General features: G+C 48.0%; 18 protein-coding genes and 2 pseudogenes. All 20 read left to right on the forward strand.

Annotated elements, in window-relative coordinates; all coding sequences use genetic code 11:
- Positions 1-201, forward strand: a 201-nt coding sequence (locus ETC05_RS17725; protein WP_216366530.1) for a hypothetical protein, incomplete at its 5' end; no start/stop codon positions are given.
- 7 nt (positions 202-208) lie between these two features.
- Positions 209-1513 carry an extracellular solute-binding protein gene (locus ETC05_RS15800; RefSeq protein WP_031409249.1) on the forward strand — a complete coding sequence of 435 codons (1305 nt, stop codon included), beginning with the start codon at positions 209-211 and terminating at the stop codon, positions 1511-1513.
- 132 nt (positions 1514-1645) lie between these two features.
- Positions 1646-2596 carry a carbohydrate ABC transporter permease gene (locus ETC05_RS15805; RefSeq protein ID WP_031409251.1) on the forward strand — a complete coding sequence of 317 codons (951 nt, stop codon included), beginning with the start codon at positions 1646-1648 and terminating at the stop codon, positions 2594-2596.
- On the forward strand, positions 2597-3424 hold the full coding sequence (locus tag ETC05_RS15810) for a carbohydrate ABC transporter permease (protein WP_031409253.1): 828 nt from the start codon (positions 2597-2599) through the stop codon (positions 3422-3424). It abuts the gene before it with no gap.
- A gap of 103 nt (positions 3425-3527) precedes the next feature.
- Complete coding sequence (locus tag ETC05_RS18245) at positions 3528-4181, forward strand: glycoside hydrolase family 3 protein (protein ID WP_202807096.1); 654 nt, start codon at positions 3528-3530, stop codon at positions 4179-4181.
- The gene (locus ETC05_RS17935) at positions 4138-4254 is read left to right on the forward strand and encodes a glycoside hydrolase family 3 C-terminal domain-containing protein (protein WP_237746950.1); all 117 of its coding nucleotides are present in this window, start codon (positions 4138-4140) and stop codon (positions 4252-4254) included. Before ETC05_RS18245 ends, ETC05_RS17935 begins: the two co-directional genes overlap by 44 nt.
- Positions 4255-4476: 222 nt before the next feature.
- Positions 4477-6678, forward strand: a complete 2202-nt coding sequence (locus tag ETC05_RS15820) for a dihydroxy-acid dehydratase domain-containing protein (protein WP_171661404.1) — start codon at positions 4477-4479, stop codon at positions 6676-6678.
- A 246-nt stretch (positions 6679-6924) separates the two neighbouring features.
- A complete protein-coding gene (locus tag ETC05_RS15825) occupies positions 6925-7827 on the forward strand; it encodes a fumarylacetoacetate hydrolase family protein (RefSeq protein WP_031409258.1) in 903 nt (300 codons plus the stop codon).
- A 22-nt stretch (positions 7828-7849) separates the two neighbouring features.
- Positions 7850-9316, forward strand: a complete 1467-nt coding sequence (gucD, locus tag ETC05_RS15830; RefSeq protein ID WP_031409260.1) for an alpha-ketoglutaric semialdehyde dehydrogenase GucD — start codon at positions 7850-7852, stop codon at positions 9314-9316.
- 146 nt (positions 9317-9462) lie between these two features.
- On the forward strand, positions 9463-11070 hold the full coding sequence (locus ETC05_RS15835) for a glycoside hydrolase family 43 protein (RefSeq protein ID WP_031409262.1): 1608 nt from the start codon (positions 9463-9465) through the stop codon (positions 11068-11070).
- A gap of 108 nt (positions 11071-11178) precedes the next feature.
- On the forward strand, positions 11179-12516 hold the full coding sequence (gene xylA, locus ETC05_RS15840) for a xylose isomerase (RefSeq protein WP_031409263.1): 1338 nt from the start codon (positions 11179-11181) through the stop codon (positions 12514-12516).
- Between the two features lie 13 nt (positions 12517-12529).
- Positions 12530-14029 (forward strand): xylulokinase, encoded by a 1500-nt coding sequence (gene xylB / locus ETC05_RS15845; RefSeq protein ID WP_031409265.1) that lies wholly within the window; start codon positions 12530-12532, stop codon positions 14027-14029.
- A 400-nt stretch (positions 14030-14429) separates the two neighbouring features.
- Positions 14430-14735: pseudogene (locus ETC05_RS15850) on the forward strand (nitronate monooxygenase); the annotation flags it as partial.
- A gap of 83 nt (positions 14736-14818) precedes the next feature.
- Positions 14819-15437, forward strand: a pseudogene (locus ETC05_RS15855) (IS607 family transposase).
- Positions 15421-16605: an RNA-guided endonuclease InsQ/TnpB family protein gene (locus ETC05_RS15860; protein WP_171661405.1), complete on the forward strand. Its 1185-nt coding sequence runs from the start codon at positions 15421-15423 to the stop codon at positions 16603-16605. Before ETC05_RS15855 ends, ETC05_RS15860 begins: the two are co-directional and overlap by 17 nt.
- Positions 16606-16705: 100 nt before the next feature.
- Positions 16706-17518, forward strand: coding sequence for an NAD(P)H-dependent flavin oxidoreductase (locus tag ETC05_RS15865; protein ID WP_256371131.1), 813 nt, complete (start codon positions 16706-16708; stop codon positions 17516-17518).
- Between the two features lie 107 nt (positions 17519-17625).
- Complete coding sequence (locus ETC05_RS15870) at positions 17626-18813, forward strand: iron-containing alcohol dehydrogenase (protein WP_171661406.1); 1188 nt, start codon at positions 17626-17628, stop codon at positions 18811-18813.
- Positions 18814-19058: 245 nt separating this feature from the next.
- Positions 19059-19460, forward strand: coding sequence for an acyl-CoA thioesterase (locus ETC05_RS15875; RefSeq protein WP_031409276.1), 402 nt, complete (start codon positions 19059-19061; stop codon positions 19458-19460).
- 443 nt (positions 19461-19903) lie between these two features.
- Positions 19904-20311: a DnaA N-terminal domain-containing protein gene (locus ETC05_RS15880; protein ID WP_031409278.1), complete on the forward strand. Its 408-nt coding sequence runs from the start codon at positions 19904-19906 to the stop codon at positions 20309-20311.
- Positions 20312-20675: 364 nt separating this feature from the next.
- Positions 20676-23102, forward strand: a complete 2427-nt coding sequence (gene nirB, locus ETC05_RS15885; RefSeq protein ID WP_031409279.1) for a nitrite reductase large subunit NirB — start codon at positions 20676-20678, stop codon at positions 23100-23102.
- Positions 23103-23237 lie beyond the last annotated feature (135 nt).

The following is a 23237-nucleotide window of genomic DNA, read 5'->3' on the forward strand; positions in this document are numbered from 1 at the left end:
CCCATGTCCCATTCCGAAATAATTCACAAAAAATTTAGCACATTCTTTCGGAAAGGGGGAGAGGGATATTCCGAAGGAATGTGCAAAAAAGAGTCTTTTTTGTGCGGAAATAAAGTGATAATTTACAGATGGCTTCAGGAAAATCACTTACAGGCTGACCTTAATCGAGAAATCCTTAGAAAAATTAATGAAAGGGGATGAGGGGGAAATGTTTAAGTTTTTCAAAAAGAGTATGCCGATTCTCTCAATCTTATTAGTTGTTCTTTTGGTGGCCTGCCAACCAAAAGCTCCTTCAACAAGTATAAGTGGTTCAGATAAATCAAATTCTGGAAAGAAAACATTAACTGTTTGGCATATCGAGACAGGTGCAGCAGAAACTGCCCTTAAGAATGCTGCCAAGAGGTTTGAGGAGAAACATCCCGGTGTAACTGTAAAGTTAGTAAGGTATGAAAACGACCCGTATAAGACAAAATTAAGTGTTGCCATGGGTGCCGGAAACCCTCCTGATGTTTTCCATTCTTGGGGAGGGGGATGGTTAAAAAACTTTGTTGATGCTGGTCAGGTAGTGGACATTACAAATAAAATCGACAAAGACAATTATTTAGAAGCAGCGATTACCCCCGCCACTTATGACGGTAAGATTTACGGTGTACCGGTTGGAATGGACATTGTTCCTGTTTGGTATAACAAGGAAATTTTTTCAAAATATAATCTTAAAGAACCGCAAACATATGATGAATTTTTGGAGATTGTAAAAACATTAAAATCAAAGGGGATCATTCCTTTAGCATTGGCTAATAAAACGAAGTGGACGGGTTCTTTCTACATGATGTACCTGGCAGAAAGAATCGGTGGCAAAGATTTGTTTAAAGAAGCTTTTGAACGCACCGGTAGAGGATTTGATGATGAAGCATATGTCCAAGCGGCAAAGGAAATTCAGAAGTTAGTGAAAATGGGGGCGTTCCCAGAAGGAGTAAATGGTTTGAATTATGATACAGGTCAGTCGAGACAATTGATGTACACAGGGAAAGCTGCAATGACGATCGACGGAACCTGGTTTTTGGGTACGATTAGAAGAGAGATGCCGGAGTTTGAGAAAAAATTGGGATTCTTTATGTTCCCAGTAATTGAAGGTGGAAAAGGTACTAATAAAGATATCGTAGGTGGAGTTAGCCCGGTGTATTCAGTTTCTGCAAAAAGTCCAAATAAAGACCTAGCAGTTGAACTCATAAAGGAGCTTGCAAGTAAGGAAACGGCACAAGAAATGGCAAATAATGACGGGGTTATCTCAGCTATAAAAGGCGTTAAATATGAGGATGATTATATCAAAAAAATTAATGATGTTTTGAGAAATGCAGAGTTTATGCAGACCTATTATGACCAAACTCTTCCAACGGAAGTTGCGACTGAACACTTAGATACAACCCAAGCACTTTTTGGATTATCAATAACCCCTGAGGAAGCAGTGAAAAGAGTTGAGCAAAAGGCCAAAGAGGTTATAGAGAAAAAATAAATATAAAGAGGATGGCGTATAGGATTCCGGTCTTGCAATGTATCCATTTACTATGTCAAACAAGAGTTAAAAAAGGATATTGTAAGGATCGAGCTATATGCCGTCCTCTTTTAAAAAGAGGAGGGAGAGAGTGTGAAGACGACCATTAGGCAATTGCCGACCGCATCTGTTCCGGTGTCGGTAGTTAGCAAGAAAAAAATGACTTCGAAGATTAAACAAGGCCTAGTGATCGGAGGTTTTTTGGCCCCTGCACTGCTCGTTTACGGTATTTTTGTTTTATATTCCATTGTGATGACATTTTATTATAGCCTCTTCGACTGGTCGGGGATTGATAACAGCTTTGAATTTATTGGGTTACAGAATTACATAGAGCTTTTGCATGATGAATTATTTTGGGCTTCCCTAAAAAACAATTTATTGCTGGTTTTCTCTTCCTTGTTGACCCAATTGCCACTTGGTTTAATAATGGCTCTATTATTGTTTAGTCCTATAAAAGGAATGCGTTTTTTCAGATCGGTTTACTTTATGCCCTTTTTAATGTCTACGGTGGCTATAGGTATCTTATTTACTTTCATGTACGATGGGAATTTTGGGATAGTAAACCGTATTTTGGGGTTACTTGGTTTGGAATCACTGCAAAGAGCATGGTTAGGGAATGAAGATACCGCCATTTGGGCAGTTATTGCTACTATTTGCTGGCAGTATGCTCCATTCTATATGGTTTTATTTAGGGCGGCGATTGTAGGTATTCCGGAAGAACTCTATGAGGCTGCCATGATTGATGGTGCCAACTCCAGACAGCGTTTTTTTAAGATCACATTGCCACTATTAATGCCGACAATTGTTACCTCAAGTATTTTATCAATCATTGGTTCGTTAAAGTATTTTGATTTAATTTATGTAATGACTGGCGGGGGACCTAATAATTCGACAGAACTGATGGCGACGTATATGTACGAGGAAACGTTTACGAACTTCAATATGGGTTATGGTAGCAGCATATCTTTCTCTATGTTTTTGATTGCACTCGTAATCACTGTTATCATCGTCTTTTCTGAACAAAAAAGAAAAGGGGGAAGTTAAATGGCTTTTATAAAAAAAATAAGTAACATGCCGCTTTATCTATTGGCTATTATCCTACTAATATTTACTGGTCTCCCTTATTTTCTTATGGTTAGCTCATCTTTTAAAAGTCAGCTAGAATTTATGACTTCACCTTGGTCTCTTCCTAAAGATTTCACTTTAGAGAGTTATTCCGTGGTACTTTCATCAAATTTTCTTCGCTATTTCGGCAATAGTTTGATAGTTTCAGCGGTTTCAGTAGTTATAGTAATTGTCATATCTGCGATGGCTAGTTATCCATTGGCAAGGATAAAATTTAAACTAAATAGACCTATTTTCATCCTTTTTCTGATCGGAATGATGATACCGATCCATACCACATTGATACCAATTTATTTGTTAACGATTAACATTGGGTTGTATGATACGATTTGGGGATTAATTGGTCCATATGTTGCATTTGCGATACCTGTGTCTGTTATTATTTTTACGCAATTCCTTCAGGATATCCCTGCTGAATTAGAGGAATCGGCCAAAATTGATGGCTGCGGTCAGTTTAGGTTGTTTTGGAAAATTTTGTTCCCGCTTTTAAAACCGGCTGTGGCAACGGTGGCCATTTATAACTTTATTCATATTTGGAATGAGTTTATTTTTGCATTAGTTTTAACAAATTCAAAAGAGAATGCAACTTTACCGTTAGGGCTGAGGGAATTCTATGGTGAATTTTCTGTCAATGTACCAGGAATAATGGCGGCATTGACATTAGGAAGCCTACCTTTACTATTAGTATACTTTGTGGCTCAGGAGAAAATTGTAAAAGGGATCGCGGCGGGATCTGTAAAGGGTTAAGAAGATGAGGAGAAAAGGGTTCGTTGCAACAAAACAATAAAAAGATATAGGAGGACGAAGTTGTGAAAGTGAACAAACAATATCGCCCATCAATTTGGGAGCAATGGGATCGGCACTAGTTAAAGGAGTTCAAAGGGAAAACGTAATTGCTTGCGTCAAGCATTATGCTTTCAACAGTATGGAAAATGCAAGATTTAAAGTGAATGTTAAAGCGGATAAACGGACAGAACGTGAAGTGTATCTAGCTCATTTCAAAGACTGTATTGATGCAGGTGCTGCCTGTGTCATGAGCGCTTATAACTTGTACCAGGGGGTGCATTGTGGACATAGTGATTATCTCCTGAATCACGTTTTAAAGGATAAGTGGGATTTTGATGGGTTTGTAATCAGCGACTTTATTTGGGGAGTAAAAGATACAGTTGAAGCGGCCAATGGTGGAATGGATATTGAAATGTGCCATACGAAATACTTTGGCGAAAAACTTGTGGAAGTCGTCAAAAATGGCCAAGTAAGCGAAGAGACAATTAACAAGGCTGCATTGCGCATTGTCCGAACATTGCTCGCATTTACAGAGGCAGACAATAAAGAGTACAAGGGACCTAATTGGTTGCAAGGAACATATTGCCTTGGCTTTGGAAGCGGTAGAAAAGTCAATGACTCTTTTGAAAAACGATCAAAATGTTTTACCATTTTCAAAAGAGAAAACAAAACGCATCGCTGTTATTGGAAAACTTGGAAACCAGGGAAATATAGGTGATCATGGATCAAGCAGAGTATCTCCAAAGTATGTTGTAACACCTTTAGAAGGGATAAAAAATTGTAGCAAATAGCGAAGTGATGTTTTGTGATGGACAGGATTTGCTTAAGGCAAAAGAACTGGCAAAAACAGCCGATGCCGTTGTGTTTGTTGTAGGGTACAATCACGATGATGAAAATGACGATTCACAGACAATGGTTTTCATACAAATTATGATGCTCAAATTTTTAGAGAGTCTCTTCATCGTACAGAATAAATAGGGATTCTCTATGGTTTTCGAAGGGGGGCAACTATTATGTCAACTGTTAAGTACTCCCATATTGAATGTAAGGTTAACCCATACCGCGATAATGTTCAAGGGAAGGCCAATGAGCCGATATGTGTAGCCGGGTTGCTCGACCGTTCAAAACAAATTTTAGGTTCCGAGTTAAAAGGGGTACAGCCAGACTGGACGTTGGAGGAAATCTACGATCGGCTGCACCATAACGCCCCCCGGATTGCGATTATAGGGGGATCGCCGGATCATCCTGCGCATATCATGGATTTTCAAACGATTGCCCGGGCAGCCATTCGGATTTGGCAAAATGGGGGAGTGCCGTTTCAATTTTCGACACCGGTCATGTGCGACGGAACGGCGCAGAGCAACCAAGGAATGAGCTACTCGCTGCAAAGCCGCAATGCGGTGGCGCAAATGATCGTGAACCAGCTGGAAGCTCACAGCTACCACGGCGCTTTTGTCATTCAAGGATGCGACAAGCAGCCGCTCGGTGTGGTCAGCGCCTTGGCGCATCTTGACCGTGTCCGCCGGGAACGGGGAGAGGCACCTTTCTTCGCCACCTTTGCGCCGGCGCATGTATTAAAAGGAGGGACGATTCCGCCCGAGTTGTATGCCGAACTGGAGGAAGTCGCCCATCGGGCGGAATTAGCCGGGGAAGAAGACATCGCGTACGATTTGCGGGATGCACTGGCATATATTTTGCAATGTACCTCCAATACTGCTTTCCAAGGGGTGCTCGAGCGGGCAAGAGGAAAAGGAATCATTACAAAAGAGCAGCACGAAGACTATGAAAAACGATTGGCCGTAGCGACATGCGACAGCCAAGGCGGCGTTTGCGCCTTTAACGGAACCGGCAACAGCTCTCGGCATTTGATCGCTGGATTAGGCTTGATTCATCCTGCTTTGGAACTGTTGGCGGCTCCGCCGACACAAGAACAGATTAACGCGGCCTTCGACAGCTTGGCTCATTTAATGAATGACCCGGTGTATGGAGTGGCCAATCTTATGGCGGCCAACATTAAAAACGCGATTCGCATTCATAGCGCTACCGGCGGATCAACGAACATTATGATGCATATTGTCGCGGCCATGCTTTATGGGGGATACCGGTTCGATTTGTGGGAGTACGACCGCATTCACCACGAAGTGCCCGTTCCTGATTTATTTGACTACAGCTTAACCGAAGGAAGAGATATTTTCGCGTTGGCGGTCCAATGCTGCAGCGGGAAAATAAGGGGAATGGAAACGGTATTCTACGAATTAATGAGCAATGGGGTGCCGATGGATATCGATGCCCCAACCGTCACCGGGACGACTTGGCGGGAAAGACTGGCCGTCAATCAGGCTCAGCTACCAGCCGAGAATGTTCAAACCAACCCCATCATTTTGTCCAAACCGAGACGGCCGTTCAGCGGAGTCGATGTTCTATCGGGGAATTTCTTTGAAAGTGCGGTCGTGAAAATCAGCGGCATGTCGACAAAACAAATAGATGAATTTGATAAGAAAATTGCTTTTGTCCTATATTACGAAAATGAGGACGAGGCGAATGAGGGGCTGCTTGATGTTGACTTGCTTGAAAAGTTGAAACAGAGCCGCTGTTTCCATCATCAGAGCTTGATCGCTGCATTGAAACATAACGCCCCGCACTTGTTTGAGGAATGGAAAGAGCGCGAATATGATGACTTGTTTGATGCCATGGCGAAAGAAGGGGCGTTGAAAATCGCGGTGGTCATCGCTGGCCAAGGACCGGAGGCGTTCGGCATGCCGGAAATGTTCACCCCGATGCAGCATATTAATGCGAACCGACAGTTAAAACGGATCGCGACGCTAATCAGCGATGGACGTTATTCCGGTGTCACATACGGGGCAGCTATCGGGCATATGACTCCTGAAGCCATTCGCGGCGGAGGGATTTTGTACTTAAAGACAGGAGATCTTCTATATATTGGCCTTCGCGAACGGAAAATCGAATTTGTCAATGAAGGAGCGTTCCAACATGGGAAACTAGTCTTCGAGTTTGAAAGGGTAAAACAGGAGAGAGCGGAAATCGCCAACCAACGCATGGCCAACATGCGTCAACGTCAACGGCGCATTGCGGCAAGCAACCGGCTAATCGGGCATACCGACGCTGCCCATGGGGTTGTCCCGCTCCATATTGCCGAAGAGGCGGTATATGATTACAAAAGGGATATCATTCTTCCGACAGTGAAAAAATCGTAATGGGTGGACCGAAGTGATTTATGCTTTTCAGTCTCCCATACGGTCAAGTATACTCCGGTCTTCTGCTAAAGTGAATGATACCGTGCTAAACGAGGAAATTCACCTGCTGCAAAGGGCAGCGGAACAAATCTCGAAAGAAATGGGATACGTCCAACAAGGCCATTTGTCAGTGTAATACGGCCATTTCTTTCTGACAAAACGATAAAACAGAGTTTTTTAATATAAAACAAATAAGGGGAGAGGCTTATGAGAGTGATCCGCTATGCAGAAGATTCACGTGTTGTATTGGCTGCGGTGACGGATGACAATGTCGTGCATCCACTTCCGTTTACGGATTTCATGGATGTGGTCCGCGAGGCCAAACATCACCAAATGTCGACTTTTCGCTACATCCAAACATTCATTAGCGGGAAACAAGGAATTGAAAACGAGATGGCCGAGCTGAATCTGCTCGTTCCGATTGTCGCCCCTGAGGTATGGGCTTCGGGAGTCACCTATGAAAAAAGCCGTGAGGCAAGGAACTATGAAACATCAGAAAAAATAGCGGGCCAAGAAACGTGTTACGATCGGGTATATAACGCGGAAAGGCCGGAGATCTTTTTTAAATCCACCGCGGCCCGAACGGTCGGCCCGAACGCCCCCATTTATTTGCGGAGCGATTCGAACTGGCAAATTCCTGAGCCCGAGTTAGGGCTGGTGATTACGAAGGAAGGCGAAATTGTTGGTTATACGATTGGGAACGACATGAGCTGTCGGGACATCGAGGGGGAAAACCCGCTGTATTTGCCGCAAGCGAAAATATGGAAACATTCATGCGCCATTGGACCTGCCATCCGCCTTGCGGAGACGGTGGAAGATCCATATAACCTGCCAATCATTTGCCGCATCTATCGCAATGATCAACTCGTTGTGGAAGAGAGAGCCAATACTAAACAGTTGAAACGAAGATACGATGAGTTAGTGTCTTTCCTGATGCGTGACAATGAAGTGTTCGACGGTACAGTATTGTTGACGGGAACATGTATTGTCCCACCGGATCAGTTCACTCTTGAAGACGGGGATCGAATTGAAATTGAGATCCCTAGTATTGGGGTGTTGTCCAATCCGGTTAAATCGTTAACCCAACAAGCCGTTGCTAATAAAAGTTAAAAGCAGAAGGGAAGAAGAGAAGATGACGGTACAAACGGAAATCAAAACGTATTTGAACTACATTAACGGCAAGTGGGTCAGCTCAGTGAGCAATAACGTAGAACCGAGCATCAATCCGGCGAATCGACATGACATCGTCGGATACGTTCAACGTTCGACGCTAGAGGATTTAAATGAGGCAGTGGCTGCAGCGAGAGAGGCACAAACAGCATGGTGGAAACGATCTGGAGTCGAGCGAGGGGAGTATTTGTATAAAGCGGCTCAAATTTTAGAACAACGTCTTCAGGACATTGCCGAAACGATGACAAGGGAAATGGGAAAAACTCTGGCAGAAGCAAAAGCGGAGACGATGAGAGGCGTTCATATACTGCGTTACTATGCGGGGGAAGGGGTCCGAAAAATCGGTGATGTGATCCCGTCGAGCGACAGCGAGGGGCTCCTGTTTACGACCCGCGTTCCGCTCGGAGTCATTGGGGTCATTTCACCATGGAATTTTCCTGTGGCGATTCCAATCTGGAAAATGGCGCCGGCGCTTGTGTATGGAAATACGGTTGTGCTCAAACCTGCAAGCGAAACGGCGGTGACGGCGGCGAAGGTGATCGAATGCTTCCATGAGGCAGGTTTCCCAAAAGGGGTCGTCAATATGGTTTGCGGTTCCGGATCGGTCATTGGCCAAGGGATCGCGAATCACCCGGGAATTGATGGCGTCACGTTCACCGGTTCGAACACGGTTGGAAAGCAAGTGGGAAGAGCGGCGTTTGAGCGCGGGGCCAAATATCAGCTCGAGATGGGCGGAAAAAACCCGGTCATTGTGGCTAAAGATGCTGATTTGGAACTGGCGGTCGAAGGCACGATCAGCGGCGGTTTGCGTTCGACAGGACAAAAATGTACAGCGACGAGCCGTGTCTTTATTGAGCGGGAAGTGTATGAGGCGTTTAAAGAAAAACTTCTCGAACGGGTGAAGCAGCTGAAAATTGGAAACGGACTGGACGCTGAAACATGGATGGGGCCGTGCGCGAGCGAATCGCAATTCCATACGGTTTTGTCCTATATTGAAAAAGGAAAGGCAGAAGGAGCCAAGCTCATTTACGGTGGCAACCGATGCCTCGAAGGAGAACTGGCCAACGGCTTTTATGTCGAGCCAACGATTTTTGAAGACGTCGATATCCAAATGACGATTGCCCGCGAAGAAATCTTCGGCCCTGTACTGGCGTTGATTCAAGTGGACAGCATTGAAGAGGCCATTCAGCTTGCGAATGATACGGAGTACGGATTGAGCGCCTCGATTTATACGAAGAATATTGGGAATGTTTTGGAATTTATTAAAGACATTGAGGCAGGGCTGATCAAAGTCAACGCAGAAACGGCAGGAGTCGAGTTTCAAGCGCCGTTTGGCGGAATGAAGCAATCGAGCTCCCATTCACGGGAACAAGGGCAGGCGGCCATCGAGTTTTTCACATCGATTAAAACGGTATTTATTAAAGCTTAGGTAAGTAAGGTTTCATTGATTTTCACTTAGAAGCAGGGGGAGGCGATCCATGAGCAATGATGTTCATGACTAGTTGGCAGGCAATGCCTGCTCATGGACGCCTTTCTTCGAAAAGGTTAAATTTCATCTTTTTAGGAGGATTAGAAATGGCCAAAATCAAAAACCCTATTTTAACCGGCTTTCATCCCGACCCGTCCATTTGCCGGGTGGGAGATGATTATTACATTGCCGTTTCGACGTTCGAATGGTTCCCTGGGGTGAGAATTTACCATTCGAAAGATTTAAAAAATTGGCGTTTAGTAGCGCGCCCGTTAAACCGGTTAAGTCAATTGAATATGATAGGAAATCCGGATTCTGGAGGAATTTGGGCTCCGCACTTGTCGTATAGCGACGGGAAATTTTGGCTTATTTATACGGATGTGAAAGTCGTCGAAGGACAGTGGAAAGATGGCCATAACTATCTCGTGACGTGTGATACGATCGATGGCGAATGGTCGGATCCGATTTATTTGAATAGCTCTGGGTTTGACCCGTCTCTCTTTCACGATGAGGATGGAAAAAAATACTTGGTGAACATGTATTGGGATCATCGGGTCGGCCACCACCCGTTTTATGGTATTGTGCTACAAGAATACAGTGTGAAACAGAAAAAATTGGTTGGTGAGCCGAAGATCATTTTCAAAGGAACAGACCTGCGAATTACAGAAGGACCTCATTTGTATAAAATCAATGGGTATTATTATTTATTGACGGCGGAAGGGGGGACGCGGTACAACCATGCGGCAACGATTGCCCGGTCAACCTCGCTCTATGGGCCATATGAGATGCATCCGGACAATCCGTTGCTTACGTCTTGGCCTTATCCGCGCAACCCGCTGCAAAAGGCTGGTCATGCTTCGATTGTCCATACTCATACGGATGAGTGGTTTCTCGTGCACTTAACCGGCCGGCCGCTACCAAGGGAGGGCCAGCCGCTGCTCGAACATCGCGGTTATTGTCCGCTCGGACGTGAAACGGCGATTCAGCGGCTTGAATGGAAAAATGGATGGCCTTATGTGGTCGGGGGAAACGGTCCTTCGTTAGAAATTGACGGGCCGAACGTTAAAGAAGTTCCGTGGGAAAACGATTACGATGAAAAAGATGATTTTGATGGTGATACATTAAACCACCATTTTCAAACATTACGAATTCCTTTAGGGGAAGACATCGCTACCTTAAAGGCCCGTCCGGGACATTTGCGGCTGTACGGAAGAGAATCGCTCACTTCCCGGTTTACGCAGGCGTTTGTCGCCAGACGATGGCAGCATTTTACCTTTGTTGCGGAAACGAAAGTCGCGTTTCGTCCGACGACTATCCAACAATCGGCTGGGCTCGTGAACTACTATAATACGCAAAACTGGACAACGCTGCAATTGACATGGCATGAGGAAAAAGGACGGATTCTCGAGTTAATGGCGTGCGACCATCTTGTTGTTGACCAGCCGTTGCGCGGTCAAGAAATTGTCGTCCCTGATGATGTCGAGTATGTGTATTTACGGGTGAACGTACAAACGGCCACGTACAACTATGCGTACTCTTTCGATGGGGTGAATTGGAGAGAGATTCCCGTCACCTTTGAATCGTATAAACTGTCAGACGACTATATCAAAAGCCGCGCGGCGTTTACCGGGGCGTTTGTCGGCATGCATTGCCGGGACGGTTCAGGACAAAACAACTACGCCGATTTCGACTACTTTTTGTACAAAGAATTGTAGAATACTTTGTTTATATGATAGACAAACAAATGTGAAAGCGTTATAATAAAACCGAAGCAAGCCATTTTCGCTGATTGAACTTGATTCATGATGAAGGGGGACCTAGGCATGGCTTATTTTCCGAATATCGGCAAGATTGCGTATGAAGGGCCGGAGTCGCGCAATCCGTTGGCGTTTAAGTTTTATAATCCAGAAGAAAAAGTCGGCGACAAAACAATGGAGGAGCATTTGCGCTTTTCAGTGGCCTATTGGCATACGTTTACGGGGGATGGGTCGGATCCGTTTGGCGTCGGCAATATGATTCGTCCATGGAATAAGTACAGCGGCATGGATCTGGCGAAGGCGCGCGTCGAGGCGGCGTTTGAGCTGTTTGAAAAGCTGAACGTTCCGTTTTTCTGCTTCCATGACGTCGACATCGCTCCAGAAGGGGAAACGCTCAGCGAGACGTACAAAAATTTGGATGAAATTGTCGATATGATTGAAGAATACATGAAAACAAGCAAAACGAAGCTGCTTTGGAATACGGCGAACTTGTTCAGCCATCCGCGCTTCGTTCACGGGGCGGCGACGTCGTGTAACGCTGACGTGTTCGCCTATGCGGCGGCAAAAGTGAAAAAAGGGTTGGAGATCGCGAAGCGGCTCGGGGCGGAAAACTACGTGTTCTGGGGCGGACGGGAAGGTTATGAGACGCTGCTGAACACGGATATGAAACTGGAGCTTGACAATTTGGCCCGCTTCTTGCATATGGCGGTCGACTATGCGAAAGAAATCGGTTTTGACGGTCAGTTTTTGATCGAGCCGAAGCCGAAGGAGCCGACGAAGCATCAATACGATTTTGACGTGGCCACGGCGCTGGCGTTCTTGCAAACGTACGGGCTCAAGGATTACTTCAAATTCAACATCGAAGCGAACCATGCGACGTTGGCGGGCCATACGTTTGAACATGAGCTGCGCGTCGCCCGCATCCACGGCATGCTCGGTTCGGTCGATGCGAACCAAGGTGATACGCTGCTTGGCTGGGATACGGACGAATTCCCGACCGATTTGTATACGACGACGTTGGCGATGTATGAAATTTTGCAAAACGGCGGCCTTGGGCGCGGCGGCTTGAACTTTGACGCGAAAGTGCGGAGAGGCTCGTTCGAACCGGAAGATTTGTTCTACGCACATATCGCCGGGATGGACAGCTTTGCGATCGGTTTAAAAGTCGCCCATCGCTTGCTGGAAGACCGCGTGTTTGAACAATTCATCGAAGAGCGGTACAAAAGCTATACGGAAGGCATTGGCCGCGAGATCGTCGAAGAAACGGCGGACTTCCACAAGCTGGAGCAATACGCGTTGCAGCTTGGCGACATTCGCAATACGTCCGGACGTCTTGAGCGCTTGAAAACGTTGCTGAATCAATATTTGCTCGAAGTCAGCGCGCCGAGTGGATCTCGTTCGTGAAAGAGGGATGAGCGTGGAATATGTCATTGGCGTCGATTTAGGAACAAGTGCGGTGAAAGTGTTGCTTGTCGACCGCAATGGGCAAGTCAGAGGGGAATGGACCGAGTCCTATCCCCTCTACCAGCCGCATTCCGGCTATAGTGAGCAGCGCCCGGACGATTGGGTGGAGAAGACGATTACGGCGTTGCGCTGCGTTTGGGAAACGGCGGGCATTTCTCCGGAGTCGGTCGTGGGCTTGAGTTTTTCCGGGCAAATGCACGGGCTTGTGTTGCTTGATGGCGACGGGAACGTCGTGCGCAACGCGATTTTATGGAATGACACACGAACGACAGCCGAGTGCCGGGAAATTGAAGCGAAAGTCGGTCGAGAGACGCTGCTTGCGGCGGCGAAAAATGAGGCGCTCGAAGGGTTTACGCTGCCGAAACTGTTGTGGGTGAAAAACCATGAACCCGAGCTGTATGAACGGGCGCGGACGTTTTTATTGCCCAAAGACTATGTCCGTTTCCGTTTGACCGGGCAGATCGCGATGGATGTATCCGATGCGGCGGGGACGTTGTTGCTGGATATCGAAAAGAAAACATGGAGCGAGGAGATTGCCCGGGCGGTGGATGTCGACCTTTCGCTTTGCCCGCCGCTTGTTGAGGCGACGGCATGGGTCGGGACGCTGCGTCCGGAGGTGGCGGAACAGACCGGGCTGCCGGCGTCGGTGAACGTGTTCGCCGGCGGGGCGGACAACGCTTGCGGCGCGGTGGGCGCCGGCATTTTGGCGGAAGGGAAGATGATGTCAAGCATCGGCACATCCGGCGTCGTCTTGGCGTATGAGCAAAGCGGGGAAAAAGATTTCGCTGGACGAGTGCATTACTTCAACCATGCCGAGCCGAACGCCTACTATATTATGGGGGTGACGCTGGCGGCGGGCTACAGCTTTGACTGGTGGAAGCGGACGTTTGCCGAGGACGTGCCGTTTGCCGAGATCGTCAAGCGCGCCGCTGAGTCGCCGATTGGCGCCAACGGCTTGTTGTTTACGCCATATTTGGTCGGCGAGCGGACGCCTTATGCCGACGCCGATATTCGCGGGTCGTTTGTCGGCGTGGATTCGGCGCAGACGAAATGGGATTTCGCCCGCGCGGTCATCGAAGGCATTACGTTCTCGCTCAACGAGTCGGTTGAGATCATCAAAGCGAGCGGCAAAACGATCGATTCGGTCGTCTCGATCGGCGGCGGGGCGAAAAGCGCTGAGTGGCTGCAAATCCAAGCCGATATTTTCGGCATCCCGGTGGAAAAACTGAAAAACGAACAAGGGCCGGGACTGGGCGCCGCGATGATCGCCGCCTGCGGCGTCGGCTGGTTTGATTCGCTCAAGGAATGCGCCGACGCGTTCAAACAAGTCGATTCCATCGTCGAACCGCGGCCGGATGCGGTGGCGAAATACAAAGAGCTGTTCGCCATTTACCGCGAGGTTTACCCTCAGACAAAGGAACTATCGAAAAGACTAAAGGCGTTTCGCCCGTGACGGCAAAACTTCCCCGAACCCATTGGCGGCTTGGGGAGTTTTTTTGTTTGTTCAAGCAAGATGACCCGCTAGGTTTGTCGAAAGGAGAACGGGAAAGGGGAGGGCGAAACCTGGACATTCAAAAAAGTTTAAAAATCTTCCCTGTTTCTTTGACTCGGATGACAACTAGAAGGATGGTGATTGATGTGAGGGAATGCATTTTCTCCAATCGATAAGCCGCACAAAACCTAGTCTTTGCTTCTTTCCGCAATCACGGTTTGATGGGGAAGTGAAGGTTTTTCACCGTCCTTCTAGACATATTGATTCGCTAAGAGGCAGGAATTCCCTGCGCGGAGCACGAAAGAGTAAAGGGAAGTCAACGAAGATACGGCAGTTACGGATAGGAGAGGGGAGATCAATCATGTTCTCTACACTTCCCGTCCCCATCATCCAGGCGCCGATGGCAGGCGGCGTGTCAACGCCCGAACTGGCTGCGGCGGTGTCGAACGCCGGGGGGCTTGGGTTTTTGGCTGGCGGGTACAAGACGGCGGAAGCGATGAGGACAGAAATTCACAAGTTGCGGGCGCTAACGGACCGTCCATTTGGGGTGAATGTGTTTGTGCCGGGGGATAAAGTGGTCGATGGAGAGGCGCTTGGCCGCTATCGCGCCGTATTGGCGGCTGAGGCGGAACGGCTCGGCGCAACAGTCGGCGAGCCGAAATGGGAGGTGACACACAGTTGAAATAAATTTATAAAATTTCGTAAAACTCTATATACAATTTATAAAAACTATGTATATAGGTGATAATTGTGAAGTATTACAGTATAGGACAATTTGCCAAACTAATAGGGAAAACAGAGCACACATTAAGAAATTGGGATAAATCTGGTGTATTAAAACCTGCATATGTTGCGCCATCGGGGTTTAGATATTACTCACAAGAACAGCTCAATCATTTTCTTGGTATAAAAAACATTGAACGAGAAAGAAAAATTGTAGGCTATTGCAGAGTATCAAGTAACAAACAAAAAGATGATTTAGAAAGACAAGTTCAATATGTTAAAGAATACATGATCGCAAGAGGTTATCGGTTTGAAATTATAACTGACATAGGAAGCGAAATTAATTACAACAAAAAAAGGATTAAATCAATTAATTGATATGATAACGAATTCAGAAGTTGAGAAAGTAGTTATTCTATACAAAGACAGATTGGTTAGGTTTGGGTATGAGTTAATAGAAAATATTTGCCAAAAGTATGGAACTACTATTGAAGTAATAGACAACACAGAAAAAACAGAAAAGCGAGAGTTAGTTGAAGATTTAATTCAAATAATCACAATGTTTCGTTGTAAATTGCAGGGGAAAAGAGCGAATAAAGCCAAGAAAATGATTCAGGAGTTGGTAAAAGATGATCAAGACTTATAAAGTCATGCTTTTACCAAACAATAAGCAAAGAACAAAGTTATTTGAGTGTGCAGGCGTATCCCGATGGGCATATAATTGGACGTTGGCTACACAACAAGAAAACTACAAAAATGGCGGAACGTTTTTAAACGATCGTGAATTGAGAAAAATATTGACACAATTAAAAAAGCAAAAAGAATACGCTTGGCTTAACCATTACTCAAATAATATAACAAAACAAGCGATTAAAGATGCTTGTCAAGCGTACAAAAACTTCTTTGAAGGCAGGACAAAGTTTCCAAAATTTAAGTCAAAAAAGAGAAGTAAACCAAGTTTTTATCAGGACACAGCAAAAATAAAAATCACAAAAACGCATGTAAAACTGGAAAAGTTGACTACTTCGAAGAAAAAGAACAAGCAAACATTGAATAATGTTAAGTTGGCTGAAAAAGGCAGAATACCAACAGGGAGTAATATAAAATATTTCAACCCAAGAATCATATTTGACGGAATAAACTGGTGGCTCACTGTAGGAGTAGAACAAGTCGAAAACAAGAGTCCAAATTATACTGATGGCATAGGCATCGATTTAGGGGTGAAACATTTAGCTGTCGTTAGCAACGGGCAGAGGTTTCGCAATATAAACAAATCAAACAAAGTGAAGAAGTTGGAGAAAAGGCTGAAACGGTTGCAACGCAAACGGTCAAGGAAATATGAGAAAAATAAAATAAAAACAGAAGGAGGTGAATACCGTTACAGAAAAACAAACAATATAAAGAAGTTGGAATTCCTTGTTCGAAAGACCTACCGAAGGCTGAAACACATCAGGCACAATTATATTCATCAAATCACTGCATCTTTGGTGAAAACCAAGCCAGAGTATGTAGTCATGGAGAGCTTAAATACTCATGGAATGCTAAAGAACAGAAAGCTATCGAAAGCCATCCAAGAGCAAACATTCCACGAGTTTAAAAGGCAAATGGAATATAAGTGTGTTTGGAATGGGGTCAAGTTGATACTTGCCGATCGATTCTTTCCTTCGTCTAAAACTTGTAGCCATTGTGGGGCTGTAAAAGATAAACTTTCTTTATCAGAAAGAACGTTTGTATGCGATGAATGTGGAAATAAAATAGATAGGGATGTAAACGCAAGTATAAACTTAAAAAAATATGGTAAGTCAATAGCCTAGCACGAAAAGCGGTTATTGACATGTACCCATTCGTTAGTGGGGAGTTTAAGCCTTCGGAGCACCACATCAAACGAGAGTAGCTTTGGCGAAATCGGGTGCGATGAACAAGGAAAGAAACATAGGTCTTTATAAGATTTTTAACTATCTTATAAAGCCTTATAAGTTTTCTGTAACGGACGATGATTGGGAGGCGAAACTGGATGTGCTGCTTCAGGAGCGGGTGCCGGTCGCGAGCTTCACGTTTGGCTGCCCGGACAAAGCGGTGATCGCCGCCTTGCAGAAAGCTGGGGAGTTTGTGATCGTGACGGTGACATCGGTGGAAGAGGCCCACATTGCATCTGAAGCCGGCGCGGACGCCCTTTGTGTGCAAGGGGCGGAAGCGGGCGGGCATCGCGCATCGTTTCGCAACGATCCAAAGCAGGATGAGGCGATCGCGTTGTTCCCGCTGTTGGCCGACGTGCGCGCTTCGGTTCGGCTCCCGCTTGTGGCGGCGGGCGGGATCATGGACGGGTGCGGCATTGCGGCGGCGCTCAAAGCAGGGGCGAGCGCGGTGCAGCTTGGGACGGCGTTTTTGCGCTGCCCGGAAAGCGGGGCGCATCCGCTCCATAAGCAAGCGCTTGCCGATCCGCGGTTTACCGAAACGGCTGTGACACGGGCGTTTACCGGCCGGCCGGCGCGCGGGCTGGCGAACCGCTTTATGGCCGAATATCGCGATCTAGCGCCGGCGGCGTATCCGCACGTGCACCATATGACGAAGCCGCTGCGCGCTGCCGCCGCCAAGGCGGGCGATCCGGAACGGATGTCGCTTTGGGCTGGAGAAGGATACCGGCTGGCGCGGGAACTTCCGGCGGCGGAGCTTGTCGAGGAACTGAAGCGGGAGCTGGAGGAGGCTTGGCAAGATCGTGCATTTTAGCTTGTGTTGCGTTGCCGCGAGCAGGTGAACCAGGAAGTCGTTTGTTCCAATACGGTACGGTGTCCATTATTCCTATAAAAAATGTTGAATAAGGGGGAGAGTGAACCATGACCGTAGCCCGCATTGTGTTTCCGCCGCTCAGCCATGTCGGCTGGGGGGCGCTTAAGCATTTGGTTCCGGAAGTGAAGCGGTTGGGAGCGAAACAAATTTTAGTGATTACTGACCCAATGCTTGAGAAAATCGGCCTTGTCGAGCAAGTGACGTCTCCGCTCCGGCAAGCAGGGTACAGTGTGCACGTCTATACAGACGTTGTGCCCGAGCCGCCGCTTGCGACAGGGGAAAAGGCGGTGGCGTTTGCCCGCGATGGGGAATTCGATCTTGTCATCGGCGTCGGCGGCGGCAGCGCGCTGGATTTGGCGAAATTGGCGGCCGTTTTGGCGGTGCATGACGGTTCGGTCGCCGACTACCTAAACTTGACGGGAACGCGGGCGCTCGAGAAAAAAGGGCTGCCGAAAATTTTGATTCCGACGACATCAGGCACCGGGTCGGAAGTGACGAACATCTCTGTCTTGTCCTTAGAAACGACAAAAGATGTCGTGACGCACGATTACTTGTTGGCCGATGTGGCCATCGTCGATCCGCAGCTGACCGTTTCCGTTCCGCCGCGGGTGACGGCTGCAACCGGGATTGATGCGCTCACCCATGCGGTTGAAGCGTACGTATCGGTCAACGCGAGCCCGACATCGGATGGGTTGGCGATCGCGGCCATGCGCCTCATTTCCCGCTCATTGCGCAAAGCGGTGGAAAACGGAACGGACAAACAGGCGCGCACGGATATGGCGAACGGTAGTTACCTAGCGGGTTTGGCGTTTTTCAACGCCGGGGTGGCCGGCGTGCATGCGCTCGCGTATCCGCTCGGCGGACAGTTTCATATCGCCCATGGCGAATCGAACGCCGTGCTTTTGCCGTATGTGATGGGCTACATCCGTCAAAGTTGCACGAAACGAATGGCTGATATTTTAAACGCGCTCGGCGGCAACTCGAGCTTTTTGTCCGAAGTGGAAGCGTCGTATCGGTGCGTCGAGGAGCTCGAGCGCATCATCGCCGACGTCGGCATTCCGAAGACGCTGGGCGGATTCGGCATCCCGGAAAGCGCGTTAGAAAGCTTGACGAAGGATGCCGTTCAACAGAAACGGCTGCTCGCCCGCAGTCCGATGCCGCTGTTGGAAGCCGACATCCGCGCGATTTACGAAGCCGCGTTTGCCGGGACGATCGTCGAGCCGAACCAAGAATGAGGAAGAAATACAGGGGCTGTTGGTTGGCTCCTGTATTTTTTTGTTTGGAAAGCGAAAGTGGTTTTCCATGTTTGGGTTTACGGCTTTTTTCGCTCAAAAGGCAACATTTTCCGCATTTTCTTGACGGTGAAGAAGGAATTTTCGCCTCTTGAAGCGAACGAATATACATCAATCGTCTCGATTCGACAAAAAGAGAACGACAACGAGCTGGAATACATTTGAGGTGTTTTTAGGGAGGAAAGAGGATGTTTACGACGGTCATCACGCCGCGCGTGTCGGAAACGGACGGTGTCGGTCATATTAACAACACGACGGTGCCTGTTTGGTTTGAAGCCGGTCGGCATGAAATTTTCAAACTGTTTACGCCGGATTTGTCGTTTCGGCGCTGGCGGATGGTAATCATCCGCATGGAAGTCGACTATGTCAATCAAATGTATTACGGACAAGATGTGACAGTGTACACCGGTATTGAGCGTATTGGCAACACAAGCCTGACGATTTATGAGGAAATCCATCAAAATGGGGCGGTTTGCGCCAAAGGACGGGCGGTGTATGTCAATTTCAATTTTGAGACGGGACGTCCTGAACGGATTCCGGATGACATTCGCAGCGCGTTGCGTGAGCATCTTTGGCAGCCGAACGAATAGGGAAGAAGGCGGCTGCCAAAGAGGTTTTGATCAGCCTTCTAGAAGGCTAATGAACCGATGGTTACCGGACGCCAAGCAGCGGCATGTTGTCCAAAAAAAACGGATTCGATAAGGTTTCTTTCGGTGAAAAATAGTGAAGTCTGGCCGTATGTTGCCCAACATCCCCCGCTTTCTAGAAGGCTGGTGATTTCATCGTGGATACGGCTTTACAATGTCATTTCTCAACTAGAAAAACCTTGTTGCATCGTTTCTGCTTTTCACTCATTCTCGATTAATGAAGGGAATCCGCGGTTTTTCACCAGCCTTCTAGGGGAGCGAATGGTGAACTTCGCCCATAGCGCGACGCAAACGTCATGTTTTCTTATTACGAATTCTTCGTTTTGCATCGTTTCGTCCCATCACTGTTGAGTTTTGCTCATTTTCTAGCGGAAGGAGGAAGAGAAGTGAAGGAACATACGCTGTTGTGGGAACAGGTCAAAGCCAAGCTCGCGCAAAAATTGTCTGGCGCCTCTTTTGATGCTTGGTTCGCATCGACGTCTGCGACGGTGGATGAAGACTGGCTGATTATCGAATGTGTGAACGAGATTCAATGTGAATGGCTGCAAATCAGATACGGCGAACTGATCGGCGAGACGGTGCGCGAGGTGTTTGGCCGCGAGATGCGCATTTTCGTGTCCGTCTGCGGCGAGCGGCAGCAAATCGAGAAGCGGCTTGAACAGCGGCACGGCGTTCCCATGACCTTTCGCCAATATATGACCCGGCTTGAGCAGCAAGTGGATGAGCTTGAGCGGCGCATTGACCACTATGCGCGAATCATTGATGAGCTGTTCGCGTCCCGCCCGATCCACTGATGATCCCCTATGAGCAACCTCCAACGAGAAGCGGCCTTCGCATGATCGAGCGGAAGCCGCTTTTTTGTGCGCATTTTCATGTAATAAAAAGTCACTTTATTATGATACATCCGTATATTGATCTGATTTTTTATGCCATTATTCATTTTTAATGTTAAAAATATGTTATATAAGTTTACAAATAAAATGCATACTTCGTTTTTTACGTGATATGATGTGCACAACCAAGGCAAAGGAGGAACATGATGATGCCGCAAACAAGAGCGATCGGGCTGTGGGAGTTGATGGTGATGGTGATCCGGCTATGGCTGCACCGTTGACAGCGAAATTGCGTAACATCGAACGAAGGCGGAGGGATGACGACATGAAACGAAAATTAGTGTTAGTCGGCAACGGCATGGCGGGAGTTCGTTGCATCGAGGAGATTTTAAAACTCAATCGTGAGGCGTTTGAGATTACGATTTTTGGCAGCGAGCCGCATCCGAACTATAACCGGATTTTGTTGTCCAAGGTGTTGCAAGGGGATACGTCCATTGATGAGATTACCTTGAACAGTTGGGAATGGTACGAACAAAACGGCATTCGACTGTTTGCTGGCGAAACGGTGACGGACATTGATCACGAAGAGCAGCTCGTCCGGACCGACCGCGGGCGGGTAGTCGAATACGATGAATTGATTTTAGCTACGGGCTCGAACCCGTTTATCTTGCCGGTGCCGGGGGCGGATTTGCCTGGGGTGACGGCGTTTCGCGATATCCAAGATTGCGAGCGGATGATCGAATATGCGAAGACGTACAAAAAAGCGGCGGTCATCGGCGGGGGGTTGCTTGGTTTAGAGGCCGCGCGCGGCCTGCTTAACTTAGGGATGGACGTCGATGTCATCCATATCTTCGATTATTTAATGGAGCGTCAGCTTGATCCGACCGCTTCGAAGCTGTTGCAGCGGGAACTCGAGAAACAAGGGATGAACTTTTTGCTTCGCAAAGAGACGGCCGAATTGTTCGGCAACGGCCGCGTGGAAGGAGTGCGATTTAAGGACGGTACGTCCATTGCCGCTGACTTGGTGGTGATGGCGGTCGGCATTCGTCCGAATGTTGATTTAGCGCGGAGAAGCGGAATCGCGGTGAATCGAGGGATTATCGTCAACGATTATTTAGAAACGAATGTGCCGCACATTTACGCGGTCGGTGAATGCGCGGAACATCGCGGTGTTGTTTATGGGCTCGTCGCTCCGCTTTATGAGCAGGGGAAAGTGCTGGCACAAGTGATTTGCGGCCGAAAAGGAAAGTCGTACGAAGGGTCGGTTGTCTCGACTCAACTGAAAGTGTCAGGCGTCGATGTGTTCTCAGCCGGCGAGTTTATGGACGGTGAGGGCACGGAATCGATCAAGTTGTATGATGAAGCGCGCTCGGTGTACAAGAAAGTCGTCGTTCGCGAAGGGAAAATCGTTGGCGCCGTGCTGTTTGGCGATACGAGCGAAGGAAGAAAACTATTGGATATGATCCAGCGCGGTGATTCGCTTGAGGCGCTTTCTCTTTCGTTATTGGCGCCAGCTTCATCGGGAGGAAAAGAAAGCCTTGTGGCGACGATGGCGGATACCGATGTCGTCTGTGGCTGCAACGGGGTGACAAAAGGTGCGATTTGTCAGGCGATTGCCGAACACGGGCTCAAGACGGTCGCTGAGGTGCGCGACTATACGAACGCGTCCCGCTCATGCGGCGGGTGTAAAGGGCTTGTCGCCGAACTGCTTGAGCATATGCTCGGTGAAGAAGTGAATCGGTATACGGTGAAAGAAACGATCTGCGGCTGCACGAACTTAAGCCGTGAGGAAGTGATTGCAGCGATCAAAGAAAAACGGCTGATGACGGTCAAAGAAGTCATGAGCGTATTGGGATGGAAAAAAGAAGAAGGTTGTTCCAAATGCCGTCCGGCGCTCAATTATTACTTAGGCATGTTGTATCCGGGTGAGTACGACGAAGAAGTGGAATCGTTGTTTGTCAATGAGCGGCTGCATGCCAACATCCAGGCGGATGGCACGTACTCCGTTGTGCCGCGCATGTACGGCGGGGTGACGACAGCCGAGCAGCTGCGGAAAATTGCCGATGTCGCAGAAAAATACAACGTACCGATGATTAAGCTCACAGGAGGGCAGCGCATTGACTTGCTTGGAGTGAAAAAAGAAGATTTGCCGCGCATTTGGGCCGATCTCGGCATGCCGTCCGGCTACGCCTACGCCAAGGCGCTGCGGACGGTGAAAACGTGCGTCGGCAAGCAGTTTTGCCGCTTTGGCACGCAAGATTCGACCGGGCTTGGCATCCGGATGGAACAAACATTTGAACGGCTGAAAACGCCGCATAAAGTGAAAATGGCGGTGTCCGCCTGCCCGCGCAACTGCGCCGAATCGGGCATTAAAGACGTTGGCGTTGTCGGTGTGGAGGGGGGCTGGGAAATTTATGTCGGCGGCAACGGCGGCACCCATTTGCGTGCGGCTGACTTGCTTTGCACGGTCAAGACGGAAGAAGAAGTGATGGAGATGACCGGCGCGTTTTTGCAATATTACCGGGAGTCCGCGCATTATTTGGAGCGGACGTCCAAATGGGTCGAGCGCGTCGGACTTGAGCATATCCGCGAAGTGCTGTTCGATGTGGAAATGCGCCGCGCGCTGCTTGAACGGCTTCACAAAGCCCTTTCGGCGACAAAAGATCCGTGGCGGGAAATCGTCGAAAACGAGAGACTGCAACAAACGTTGTTCTGCGATCTCGGCGACAAAGAGCCGGTGCCGGTCGAATGAAAGGGAATGGCGGCGGACGGAAAGACGGGCGGGCAAAAAAGCCGGTTGCTTCCGCCGTCCGGCGTTATCCAGCATTTTAGCGGAGAGAAAAAAGGCTGCCCGACAGGTTGGCGCTTGACTATGCATCCATGCGAG

Origin of the sequence: Geobacillus sp. BMUD (assembly GCF_013096845.1) — a bacterium.
In the GTDB taxonomy this organism is placed as follows: domain Bacteria; phylum Bacillota; class Bacilli; order Bacillales; family Anoxybacillaceae; genus Geobacillus; species Geobacillus vulcani.